9 protein-coding genes are annotated in these 12,294 nt (G+C 67.3%); 6 read left to right on the top strand and 3 right to left on the bottom strand.

The window, feature by feature from the left end:
- Positions 1-12: 12 nt before the first annotated feature.
- Positions 13-435 carry an organic hydroperoxide resistance protein gene (locus tag FBZ87_RS19755; protein WP_088875190.1) on the bottom strand — a complete coding sequence of 141 codons (423 nt, stop codon included), beginning with the start codon at positions 433-435 and terminating at the stop codon, positions 13-15.
- A gap of 236 nt (positions 436-671) precedes the next feature.
- Between FBZ87_RS19755 and FBZ87_RS19750 the strand changes: the two genes are divergently transcribed.
- On the top strand, positions 672-1,193 hold the full coding sequence (locus FBZ87_RS19750) for a MarR family winged helix-turn-helix transcriptional regulator (RefSeq protein ID WP_145612306.1): 522 nt from the start codon (positions 672-674) through the stop codon (positions 1,191-1,193).
- 3 nt (positions 1,194-1,196) lie between these two features.
- Here the strand turns inward: FBZ87_RS19750 and FBZ87_RS19745 are convergent, their stop codons facing one another.
- A complete protein-coding gene (locus FBZ87_RS19745) occupies positions 1,197-2,060 on the bottom strand; it encodes a LysR family transcriptional regulator (RefSeq protein ID WP_186454854.1) in 864 nt (287 codons plus the stop codon).
- A gap of 154 nt (positions 2,061-2,214) precedes the next feature.
- On the opposite strand from FBZ87_RS19745, the gene FBZ87_RS19740 reads away from it, so the two are divergent.
- Entirely contained in the window at positions 2,215-3,246 is a 1,032-nt protein-coding gene (locus FBZ87_RS19740) for a zinc-binding alcohol dehydrogenase family protein (protein ID WP_145612304.1), read from the top strand.
- Between the two features lie 295 nt (positions 3,247-3,541).
- Here the strand turns inward: FBZ87_RS19740 and FBZ87_RS19735 are convergent, their stop codons facing one another.
- Positions 3,542-5,350, bottom strand: coding sequence for a class I SAM-dependent methyltransferase (locus FBZ87_RS19735; protein WP_145612303.1), 1,809 nt, complete (start codon positions 5,348-5,350; stop codon positions 3,542-3,544).
- 224 nt (positions 5,351-5,574) lie between these two features.
- Between FBZ87_RS19735 and FBZ87_RS19730 the strand changes: the two genes are divergently transcribed.
- The 4 genes from FBZ87_RS19730 (at position 5,575) to FBZ87_RS30115 (ending at position 12,273) form a co-directional block, all read left to right on the top strand.
- Positions 5,575-6,813, top strand: coding sequence for a glycosyltransferase (locus tag FBZ87_RS19730; protein WP_145612302.1), 1,239 nt, complete (start codon positions 5,575-5,577; stop codon positions 6,811-6,813).
- 217 nt (positions 6,814-7,030) lie between these two features.
- Entirely contained in the window at positions 7,031-9,208 is a 2,178-nt protein-coding gene (locus tag FBZ87_RS19725; protein WP_246134498.1) for a peptidase domain-containing ABC transporter, read from the top strand.
- The gene (locus FBZ87_RS19720) at positions 9,168-10,535 is read left to right on the top strand and encodes an HlyD family type I secretion periplasmic adaptor subunit (RefSeq protein ID WP_246134497.1); all 1,368 of its coding nucleotides are present in this window, start codon (positions 9,168-9,170) and stop codon (positions 10,533-10,535) included. The genes FBZ87_RS19725 and FBZ87_RS19720 overlap by 41 nt, the downstream gene beginning before the upstream one ends.
- 133 nt (positions 10,536-10,668) lie before the next feature.
- Positions 10,669-12,273 carry a tetratricopeptide repeat protein gene (locus FBZ87_RS30115; RefSeq protein ID WP_186454853.1) on the top strand — a complete coding sequence of 535 codons (1,605 nt, stop codon included), beginning with the start codon at positions 10,669-10,671 and terminating at the stop codon, positions 12,271-12,273.
- Positions 12,274-12,294: the final 21 nt, after the last annotated feature.

Raw genomic sequence — 12,294 nt, 5'->3', positions numbered from 1 at the left:
TTGAGATCCCCCTTAGGCGACGTTCAGGCGAACGTCCAGGTTACCGCGGGTGGCGTGGGAGTAGGGGCACACGATGTGGGCCTGCTGGACCAGGCTGTTGGCGGTTTCGGCGTCGATGCCCGGCAGCGTGATGGTCAGGGCGACGTCCAGGCCGAAGCCGGTACCATCCTCACGCGGGCCGATGCCCACCTGGGCGCTGACGGTGGCATTCTCCGGCACCTTCACCTTGGCCTTGCCGGCCACGAACTTCAGAGCACCCAGGAAGCAGGCGGAATAACCCGCGGCGAACAGCTGCTCCGGATTGGTGCCATTGCCGCCGGCGCCGCCCAGTTCCTTAGGCGTGGTCAGCTTGACGTCCAGGATGCCGTCGACGGACTTGGCCTGGCCCTCACGGCCACCGGTGGCGGTAGCGGAAGTGGTGTAGAGGATGGGCATGATCATCTCCGTGGTTTCAACTGGTTGGATTAACTTTTGGGGCCGGTCCCGCCGGGCTTCGGCTGGGTCATCGGCGCCGGTGAGGTAAGAATTGCGCGATAACGAATTGCGCACAATTTGTTAGTTGGCATAGTCACTATGCGCAAATCGATTGCGCGCAATTCGTGACGGGATGCTAGCCTGCCGTGGACTGGCCCCCATTTCCCTGGGGCCACTGGACAAGTGAGGGCGTCATCATGGCCCAAGACCATCAGGACACCACGCACCAAGGTATGGGCGCGGCCGGGGCCGGCAAGGGCCCATCGGACAAGGTCGCCTTGCTGAGCAACCAGCTGTGCTTCAGCATCTATTCCGCCGCCCATCTGTTCAACCGCACCTATAAGCCGCTGCTGGACCGGCTGGGCCTGACCTATCCGCAGTACCTGGTGATGCTGGTGCTGTGGTCCGGAGACGGGCTGACGGTGAAGGCGATCGGCGAACAGATGGATTTGGATTCCGGCACCTTGACGCCCTTGCTGAAGCGGCTGGAGGCGGCGGGCCTTGTCAGCCGTCAGCGCGACCCACAGAACGAGCGCCTGGTGCGCGTCACCCTGACCGGGGCTGGCCGCGCATTGCAGGATCACCTGGGTACGGTGCAGGAGGCCATCCTGTGCGCCACCGGGCTCAACCTGGACGGCCTGAAGGCGCTGAAGGCCCAGGTGGATGAACTGCGCGCCGGCTTGGCGGCCAATCTGGGCCCGGCGGGCCAGGACGGTTGAAGCCTAGCGGGACATCGCCTGCGCCATGTGGTCGAGAAATGCGCGGATACGGGGCGTGCGCTGGGCATCACGATGCACGCCGGCCCAGATTTCGCGCGGCGGGGCCGGGGTCGGCGTGTCCACGGCCACCAATCCACGTGCCTGGGCCATGACATGGGGCAGGGCGGCCAGCCCCGCGCCGCCAGCGCAGGCTACGGCCTGCAGGTCGCGGCTGTTGGTCCTAAGGGCGTGCCGCGCGTCATGCGCCAGGGCCAACAGCCAGGGCAGATCACCCAAGCCGCCGAAGCTTTCGTTCATCAGGATCAGGCTGTGGCCGGCGGCCCCGCTGGTGAAATCCGGTGTGCCGTGCCGCGCGAGATACGCCGGCGCCGCATAAAGACCGAAGCCCACCGTGGCCACCCGGCGCTGCGCGATCTCATTCTGGTCGAAGCGGTGGAAGCGGAAGGCGACGTCCGCCTCCCGCCGGGTCAGGCTGTACAGCCGGGCGTCGGTCACCAGCTCCACAGTGATGCCGGGGTGGGCGCCGTGGAAACGCGCCAGATGGGGGCCCAGCAGCCACTGTCCCACCCATTCCGGCGACGTGGCGCGCACCGCGCCCTCCAGCCCCACGTCCAGGCCGGTGGCGGCCCGTTCCGCCGCCAGCGCCTCGGTCTCCATGCGCTCCGCCCCGGCCACCAGGCCTGTGCCCGCTTCGGTCGGGACGTAGCCGGTCGGCGTGCGCTGGAACAGGCGGGTGCCCAGCCGGGTCTCCAACGCCTCCAGCCGCCGTCCCACCGTGGGCTGGCTGACGCCCAATTGGCGGGCGGCGCCTGACAGGGTGCCGTGCCGGGCGATGGCCAGGAAATAACGCAGGTCGTCCCAATCCATCGGCTTTTCCCATCGATAGCTATTCATAATTGAATAGCGTGTCTTTGATCCTGTCAATTGATGATCAGAACGGAATAGGGAATTTTGGGGGAGTGCACGCCGCCGCTGATGGTGGCATTCGCCCTCAACCCCTTGGTCAACAAGGTGCCTCATCATGAAAGCCGTCGGTTACTATCAGAACCAAGCCATCGACCAGGCCGACAGTCTGGTGGATCTGGAGCTTCCCATCCCCGTGGCTACCGGCCGGGACCTGCTGGTGCGGGTGGACGCCATCTCGGTCAACCCCGTGGATACCAAGGTTCGACGCAACGCCGCCCCGGTGGACGGCGCCGCGCGCATCCTGGGTTGGGACGCCGTGGGCACGGTGGTCGCAATCGGGCCGGAGGCGACGCTGTTCAAGGTTGGCGACGCCGTGTTCTACGCCGGCGCGCTGGAACGCCCCGGCACCAACGCCGAATTCCATCTGGTCGATGAACGCCTCGTAGGCCCAAAGCCCACCAGCCTGACGGCGGCGGAGGCTGCGGCCCTGCCGCTGACCAGCATCACGGCCTGGGAAATGCTGTTCGACCGGATGGGCGTGGCGCGGTTGCCGGCCGGCGCCGGGAATGACGGCACGGCCGGCGTGCTGCTGATCGTGGGCGGTGCCGGCGGCGTCGGCTCCATCGCCACCCAATTGGCACGGCGGCTGACCGGTCTGACGGTCATCGCCACGGCCTCGCGTCCCGAAACGCGGGACTGGAGCTTGGCCATGGGCGCCCATCACGTCATCGACCATCGCCAACCGCTGGAACCCCAAGTGCGGGCCATCGCGGTCGGCGGCGCCACCCATGTCATGAGCCTGACGGCGACGGAGCAGCACTTCCCCGCCATCGCCGCCCTGATGGCGCCGCAGGGCAAGCTGGCGCTGATCGACGATCCGGCCCAGCCGCTGGACATCACCCTGCTGAAGCGCAAGAGCATCTCCCTGCATTGGGAGTTCATGTACACCCGCTCCATGTTCCAGACGCCGGACATGATCGCCCAGCATGAGCTGCTGCACGAGGTCTCGCGCCTGGTGGATGCGGGCGTGCTGCGCACGACAATGACCCAGGATTTGGGGGTGATCAGCGCCGCCAACCTGCGCCGGGCCCATGCCGTGGTCGAAAGCGGCACGGCCCGGGGCAAGCTGGTGCTATCCGGCTTCTAAGCGGGCTAGGGCAAGCTGCGATCAGCCATCATCGCGGCTTGCTCTTAACCTGTGCATGATAGAGCGGAACGCGATCAGGTGACTCCACCTGATCGCGTTCCGCTCTAGGGCTGGCCTGGGGCGCGCCTCGGGCCAGCCGGGTTCCCATAACCATCCCTTATTCCAGAAGGAGGCCGGCGATGCACCGGGTCCCCACGCGGCGGAGCATTGCCCACCGCATCCTTGACGGGTTTATCCTGGCCGGCCGGCGCTGGTTCATTGGCCGCCCTGCGGAGTTGTGGCCGCCCTTCTGACGTCAGGCGGCCAGCCGCTGCCGCAGCCGGCGGTACAGCCGGATGGGTAACGGATAGCGGGACTCCGCCATCAGGGCCAGGGCGGCGGCCACGGGCGCGTCCTCGTGCCAGGACGGGTCGCCCCAGCGCTCGTAGACGCGGGCGGCCAGGCGATGAGCCCGCAGCCGCACCAGGCGGATCAGGGCCACCTTGGCGCACAAGGTGACGGTGTCCGGCCAGTCGCGCAGCAGCGGGTCGCTCACCGCCTGGTCCAGCAGGGCCAGGACTTTGGCCGGTTTACGATTGCTGCCAATGGTGTCGATGGCCGCCTGCCGCGCGGCCTGGTAGGCGGCGGGGCGGGCCAGGTTGATCAGGCGGGTGACGCAATCGTCGCCCGGCAACACTTCGACCGGCTGGTCCAGGGTCTCCGCTTGCCGCATGCCCAGGGTGGCCAGGGTGGCCTTCAGGTCGCCGCGCAGGGCGTCCCGGTCCGTGGGGGTCAGCATGAAGCCGGTGGTGGAATCCGTCGCTTCCACCAGGGTCAGCAGGGGCCGGATGTCCGCGCCCTGCACTGCCAGGTTTTGCAGGGCCAGGCGCAGGGCGGCCGGGATGGCGGTGCCGGCCTCGCCATTATCCATGCTGAGGCGCTGCAGTACCCGGCGCAGCGTCACGCCCGCCAAGACGGCCGCGGCGGCGTAACAGGCCGACCGGGCGGCGTCATTGTCGGCGTTGTTGACCAGGATGGACTTGAAATGCAGCGAGGTCATCAGGTTGCCGGGCTCACGCCGGGTGAATTCCTCAAGGTCCACCGGATTGGGCGGCACCACCAGGCTTTCCGGATCATCCAGGTCGATGCCGAAGCGGGCGCGGACCTGCGCCACCATCTGCTTGAATACCTCCTGGGCCTCTTCGGGGAAGCCGAAGTTGACCAGTTCCTTGAATAGGCGATAGCGGAAGCCGTTCTCCAGCCGGTCATAGTTGGGCAGGCGCTCAGGCGTCAGGCGCCGGCGCAGGTATTCGCGCAGCAGGGCGCGGTCGCAGCCGTTCCTCACGCCCGCGGGCAACGGCACGCGCGAGGCGTGGACGCGCAGGATGCCGGCGACGGGCGTCACGCTGATGTGGGTGAAGCCCGCCGCGCGCAGCGCCGTTTCCATCGAGACCGCGGTGAACAGGGTCATGTGCGAGCCGGGGCTGATGATGGGCCACATCATGGAGGCCGGCGTTTCCGGCTTCAGCACCCCGCCGTCCGGCGTGGTCAGGACCAGGATGCCCGTGTCGTTCAGGCCCCGGCTGAGTGTTTTCAGCAGGGGGACCGGGTTCGGGACATGCTCCAGCAATTCAAAGGCGGCCACCACATCATAGGTGACGGGCAGGGGGGTATCTTCGGTGAAATAGTCCGGGACGATGTCCAGGCCCAGCCACTGGCGGCCCAGCTCCGACGCGCGGGATGGGTCGTAGCCCTTGGCTTTCCAACCCAGCGCCACCTCGACATAATCGCTGATGAAACCGATGTTGGCGCCGATGTCCAGCAGGCGGCCCTCACCCGGCTTCAGCCAGCCCATGGGCTCCAGCATTACGTCCAAGCCCGCGCCCATTTCCAGGTACAGGTCCGTGGCGGCGATGAAGACGCCGGTGTCGTGACTGTAGTCGCCCACCGTCCGGTCCGTGGAGAAGCGGACGGTGCATCGCCGGCAGGACAGCAACACCCAATCCGGATCGTGAGGCCCCCCCCAGGGAACGGTCAGGGTTGGCGCATGGGGGCCGGCGTCGCCACAGACCGGGCAGGGGGCCGCGATGGTCGGGGCGTCGGCGGAGGGCCAGCGGATGTCCATGCGAAATGCTTCCGTTCTGCAATGCGTCCCCTCGCCTTATGGCGTGGCAGGGGCTGTCCGTCCGGTTGTGCCCGAGGGCCGGCGGATTTGTCCAGCGCCCGTCTGCGGCGGACAGGCGTGGACCCAATCGCCGTGGACAAGCCCGGCGACCATCCACGAGAATACGCGACGGGCCGGCGCCCGGGGGCTGCCGGCGGTCCGGGATGATGGGGAAGCGCGCTGGCATGTTTCGGGTTTTGCTGTTGCATAAGGACTTTCCCGGCCAATTTCGCCCCCTGGCCTTGTCATTGCTGGCCGATCCGCGGGTCGAGGTACGCGGTCTGGGACAGCGGGAGGAGTGGCGGCTGCCGGGCCTGACCCCGCAGCTTTACAGGGACATGCCCGCCGTGGCTGCCGGCACCCACCCTTATCTGGTGAGTGCCGCCGACCATGTCATCCGCGGGCAGTGCGCGCTGCGGGATGCCGTGGGGATGGCGCAGCAAGGATATCGTCCCGATTTGATCATCGGCCATTGCGGTTTCGGCGATACGCTTTATCTGAAAGACTTGTGGCCGGACGTTCCACTTGTTGGTTACTTCGAGTTTTACTATCACAGTCGGGGAGCGGACGTGGGTTTCGACCCGCTTTTCCCCGTTACCCTGGACGATCTGGCCCGTGTGCGCACGCTGAACGTCGTCAACCTGCTGGGGCTGGAGGCTGCGGACTTGGGCGTCTGCCCGACCGAATGGCAGCGCTCGCTTCATCCGGCCGCCTTCCGCGACCGTCTGCAGGTCATGCATGAGGGGATAGACACCGACCTGGCCTGTCCCGGACCGGTGCCGGCTTTTGCCCTGCCCGACGGCACGGTCATCACCCAGGGGGACGAGGTGGTGACCTACGTGGCGCGGGACCTGGAACCTTACCGGGGCTTCCACGTCTTCATGCGCGCGCTGCCGGAAATCCTGAGGCGGCGGCCCCGGGCACGGGTGGTGGTGGCCGGGGGGGATGGCGTCAGCTATGGTCCGCCACCCGCGGGCGGGGGGACTTGGCGCGAGCACCTGATGGCGGAGGTGGGGCCGGCGCTGGAATCGAGCCGCGTGCATTTCCTGGGGCCGGTTGACCACGGTCGATTTTTGGACCTGATGCGCTTGTCCAGCGCGCACGTCTATCTCACCTATCCCTTCGTGTTGTCCTGGTCGATGCTGGAGGCCATGGCCTGTGGCGTCTTGCTGGTCGCCTCCGACACGCCGCCGGTCGCGGAGGTGGTGCGGGATGGGGTGAACGGGCTGCTGTTCCCGTTCTTCGACACGGGCATGCTGGCCAGCCGGGTGGTAGAGGCGCTGGATCGCGGGCCGGCCCTGGCGCCCCTGCGGCAAAGGGCGAGGGAGACGGTGAGGGCGCGATTCGACGCCCGCACTCAGGCTGTACCCGCCTGGCGCCAAGCCCTGGCGCGGTTCGGATGTCCCGCGCCGGCAGGGACTTAATTCGTCGTTTCATTTAAATGACACATTAACCGGGCAGAAAATCCGGGACAGGCATATGTAGAATTTGCCGTTTCTTTTATGAGTGCGCTAAGGTCGCGCGCAAAGGGGGACCGGCCCCTGCCCGAAAGGGGAACAGGCCGGCACATTGGGGTTCTGTACGGCGGATGACGTGAGCGCAGATTCATCGACCATGAACGGGGCCATCGTGGATCACACGATGCTCACCGCATTGCTGCTTGTGGCGCAGCACCACGGCGTCCATCTCTCGCGAGAGCAACTGGTCCGGACCTATGCCGAGGGGGAGGGCGAGGTTAAGCGCGCAGTCCTGGTGCATGCCGCCGATGAGAAGGGCTTCGAGGCCCGGGCCGTCCGCATGAACTGGCGGCAGCTGATGCGCCTGGGCCGGGCTGTCCCCGCCATCCTGTGCCTGAAGGACGGGACCGCCCTGGTGCTGACCGGCGTGTCGCCCAGCGTTTCCCCGCCCATCATCTATGTTCGCGAGCCAGGTCAGGCCAACCAGACCCGTCCTCTGGACGAGATCGCGCTGGATGAGATCTGGGCCGGCGACGTCGTCCTGCTGAAGCCGAAGAACACCGAGGCGGAGGAGCGGGGCCTGTTCGGGCTGGGTTGGCTGATGGGGGAGGTGCTGCGGGAACGCCGCATCTTCCGCGACGTGGGCTTGGCCGCGCTGATCATGAGCTTTTTCTCCCTGGTGCCGCCGCTGGTCTACATGGTCGTGGTCGACCGCGTCCTGGTGCACCAGCGCATGTCCACCCTGGTGGTCCTGGCCGTCGGCGTGGGGTTCGTGATCGTTTTCGACACCGCCTTCGGGTGGCTGCGCCGCTACCTGGTGGCGGAGGGCACCGCCCGCATCGACGGCCGCTTGACCGCTTTCGTCTATGACCGTCTGCTCGGCTTGCCCATCGAGGTATTCGAAGGCCTGTCCACGGGCCTCATCAATCACCGCCTGAACGAAATCTGGCGTGTGCGTAATTTCCTGACAGGCCAGCTGTTCGGCACCGCGCTGGACACGATGACCCTGATCGTCATCATTCCCGCCATGTTCTTCATGAACGCGATCCTCAGCTTGTGGGTGCTGGGCATTGCGTGTGTCATGTTCCTGGTCGTCCTGCTGTACATGCCGGTGATCGGCCGTTATCACGGCAAGGTGGTGGAGGCGGAGACCCGCAAGAACTCCTTCATGATCGAAAGCATCCATGGCATGCGGACGATCAAGTCGCTGGCGCTGGAAGGCAGCAAGCGGCGCGGGTGGGACATGCGGGGCGCCCAGGCGGTGAAGGCCCACCGCAACCTGGCGCTGATCGCCAACCAGCCCCAGACCATCCTGCAGCCGCTGGAGAAGCTGACCTATTCCGGCACGCTGCTGCTGGGCTGCTATATGGCGCTATCTTCTGACCAGTCGGCACTGGCCGGGTCGCTGGTGGCGTTCACCATGCTGGCCAGCCGCGCCACCCAGCCGCTGGTCCAGATCGCCGGCATGCTGCAGCAGCTTCAGGAGGTGCGCGGCGCCATCAGCCAAGTCGCTTCCATCGTCAACATCCCGCCGGAAGATCTGCGGTCGGATCATGGCCTGCGCCCGCGATTCCATGGGCACATCAGCTTCGAGGATGTCAGCTTCCGCTACCCCGGCGCCCAGAACAAGGCGCTGGACCGGGTCACCGTCGACATCCCGCGGGGCAGTGTGGTCGGCGTGATGGGGCGCAGCGGTTCGGGCAAGACCACCGTGACCCGCCTGCTGCAGGGCCTGCACCAGGACTACGACGGCCTGATCAAGATCGACGGTGTCGATCTGCGCCAGATGGACATCAGCCACCTGCGCTCCAACCTGGGCGTCGTGCTGCAGGACAACTTCCTGTTCAGCGGCAGCGTGCGTGAGAACATCGGCGCTGCCCGGGCCGACGCCTCGTTCGAAGAGATCATCGAGGCCGCCCGCATGGCCGGCGCCGAGGAGTTCATCGAGCGCCTGCCGCGCGGCTACGACACCTTCCTGGCCGAGGGGTCGACCAATATCTCCGGTGGCCAGCGCCAGCGCATCGCCATCGCCCGTGCCCTGCTGGTCGATCCGCCCATCCTGATCCTGGACGAGGCGACCAGCGCCCTGGACCCGGACAGCGAAGCCATCATCAACAGCAACCTGCAGCGCATCTCCGAAGGCCGGACGATGGTGGTCATTTCCCATCGCCTGACCTCGCTGGTGGATTGCGATATGATCGTGGTGATGGAGCGCGGACGGGTCTACGACGTCGGCACCCATGAAGAATTGCTCCAGCGGTGCGATATCTATCGTCACCTTTGGTTCCAGCAGAATCGCCATCAATCTTCCGGAGTTCCCAATGAGCGCGCGCTCTCTGGTCCCGACGCCCCGCGGGAGTGACGCCGTCGTCGCCCAGGCGATCAACGACTTCCAGTCGGAAATCGCTGCGGTCGTGGGGGCCCCGTATCCCAAGCCGGTGCGCAGCACGCTGTACACCCTGTCGGCCATGGTGGCCGTCGCCCTGATCCTGGTTTCCGTGGTGAAGCTGGATGAGGTGGTGACGGCCCCCGGCAAGGTGGTGTCGCGCACCCCCAGCATCGTGGTGCAGCCGCTAGACACCTCCGTCGTCCGGTCCATCATGGTGCGGCCGGGGCAGGAGGTGAAGAAGGGCGACCTGCTGGTGACGCTGGACCCGACCTTCGCGTCCGCCGACGCTTCGCAGCTGCGCGACCAGGTGGCGTCGCTGGCGGCCGAGGTCGCCCGCCTGGAGGCGGAGCAGGCCAAGGCGGTCTACGACCCCGGGGCGGAGCCGACGACGCAGGCGGCGTTGCAGCTGTCCGTCTGGCGGTCGCGCCAGGCGGAGTACAAGGCCAAGCTCGCGAACTACGACCAGAAGATCGAATCAGCCCAGTCCACCATGGTGCGCAGCCAGCGGGACATGGAGTACTTCAAATCCCGCGTGGCGGTGACCTCGGAGATCGAGGACATGCGCGCCAAGCTGGAAAAGAAGGAATACGGCAGCCGTTTGAACACCCTGCTGGCGCAGGACAGCCGCACCGAGATGATGCGCAACCTGGCCAGCGCCGAACAGCAGGCGCGCTCGGCGTCGCACGACCTGGAAGCCCTGCGGTCGGAGCGGGAGTCCTTCTTGCATCAGTGGCAGGCGGATCTGGCCCAGGATCTGTCCAGCAAGCGGACGGACCTGCAGAAGGCCAGGGACGACCTGTCCAAGGCGGAACGCCGCAACGATTTGGTCGAGATGCGCGCCATAGAGGACGGCTCCATCCTGTCCGTGGGTGACATTTCCGTAGGTTCCGTCGCCAAGACCGGCGATATGCTGGTGACCCTGGTGCCGGCCAATGCGCCCCTGGAGGCGGAGGTCGACCTGGACGGTGCCGACCAGGGCCACGTCAAGCTGGGCGACAAGGTCGAGATCAAGCTGGACGCCTATCGCTTCATCGAGCATGGCACGGCCAAGGGCATCCTGCGCAGCGTCAGCGACGACAGCTTCACCCGCCAGGATAACGGCCAGCCGACCACGCGGCGATTCTTCCGGGGGCGGATCGAGATCACTGAGGTCAAGCTTCACAATGTCGGCAAGGACGGCGTGCACCTGGTGCCGGGTATGCCGCTCAGCGCCGACATCATGGTAGGGCGCCGCACTATCCTGATGTACCTGATGGAGACAGTGCTGCGTCAGGCGTCCGAGGGGATGCGCGAGCCTTGATCGGCATCCGTTTGAACGGCATCTGGGGGATCACTACTGCGGCACGCGGCGGGTCATGGTCGGCTTTTCGACGCTGATAGACCGGGTGGCGACGTGGCGGATCGGCCGGTCATCCGCTGATTGGTCTCTAGCCATGGCCCGTCGCCTGGCCGCCCGCGGCGATGATGTCGCCGCGGCGCGGGCGTTGGCGGCTGCGGCCCGGGCGGGCTCAATCGAGGGGATGCGCGGGCTGGCGGATGCGCTGATGCAGGGACGCGGCGTCCTGCCGGACCCGGCGGCGGCGGTCCGTTGGATCACGGCTGCCGCGGGGGCGGGCGATGCCGATGCTCAGGCGCGCCTTGCCGCCCTCTACGCCAACGGTATTGGCCGCGCACCGGCGGATGGCGACACCGGCAGCACCTTCCATCTGCCAATGGACATCACGCAGGCGCGCCTGTGGTCGGAGAAGGCGGCAATCCAGGGCCATGTCGAGGCCCAGGTGCTGCTGGGCTGGCTGCTGTCACGGCGCAGCGGGCCGGAAGGCGACCCGGTGCAAGCCGCCGAGTGGTACCGCCGCGCCGCGGACGCCGGCAGCCACGCGGCCAAGGTGGGCCTAGCCATGATCCTCTCCAGCGGCGATCTGGGGGAACCGGACGCGGCCGCCGCCGTACGCCTGTATGAAGAGGCGGCGGCCGTCGGCAATCCCACCGCGATCTATTACCTGGCCATGGCCTATATGCTGGGCGAAGGCACGCCCCAGGACTTGGACCGTGGCGTGGCCACCCTGAAACAGGCGGCGGACCTGCAGGTGGCGGGGGCCCAGCGGTCGCTGGGCGTCATGTACATGCGGGGCCAGAACGTTGCCCAGGATGGCGCGGCGGCGGAGACTTGGCTGCGTCGCGCCGCCGTGAAGGGCGATGTCGAGGCCATGGCGCTGCTGGGGGACCTGCACGCCGGGCGGCTGGCGCGCGTTCCCAGCGATATCGAGGCGGCGCAATGGTACCAGGCGGCGGCCGACCGCGACCATGCCGGGGCGCAAATGGCGTTGGGGCTGGCCTACGCCGGCGGGCGTGGCTTGCCCAAGGATGTGTTCGAAGCGGTGCGATGGTTCACCAAGGCGGCCGATAGCGGCTTCGTTCCGGCCCAGTTCCGTATGGGCATCTGTCACCTGGGGGGCGAGGGCGTTCCCCAGGACTATGCCAAGTCCGCCCAGTATTTCCGCATGGCGGCTGACGCCGGCCATGCCGACGCCCTCTACAACCTGGGTGTCCTGCACTATCACGGCTATGGCCTGGAAAAGGATGAGGCCCAGGCCATGATCCTGTACGGCCAGGCGGCGGAGAAGGGCAGCGCGTCGGCCCAGTTCCGGGTGGGGCGCGCCTATGCCACCGGGGCTGGCTTGCCGCAAGACGATGCCGCCGCCCTGGTCTGGACGCGCCGGGCGGCGGAACAGGGGCACGTGCCGGGGCAGGTCAATCTGGCGCGCATGCTCCTGGCCCAGGGGCATGGGGGCCAAGCGCATGGGGCGCAACGGGACGCCGCCGTGGCGGAGGCCAGGGCTTGGTTGGAAAGGGCCACGGCTGCCGGCAGCGGTGAAGCCATGAGCACCCTGGCCGAGCTGATCGCCGCCCATGACGGCGCGGCGGGCGTGGAAACGGCGCTGCAGTGGGCTCGCCGGGCGGCCAAGGCGGGCGACCCCCGCGCGCCGCAGGTGGTGGAGGCCCTGGAGGCCCGCGCCTTCCATGGTGAGGTCCGCTGACAGGGACGCACCTGCCCCCTC

The organism is Nitrospirillum amazonense, from assembly GCF_007828035.1.
In the GTDB taxonomy this organism is placed as follows: domain Bacteria; phylum Pseudomonadota; class Alphaproteobacteria; order Azospirillales; family Azospirillaceae; genus Nitrospirillum; species Nitrospirillum amazonense.
Note: the sequence above shows the minus strand (reverse complement) of the source record. Positions and strands in the feature narration are given on the sequence as shown.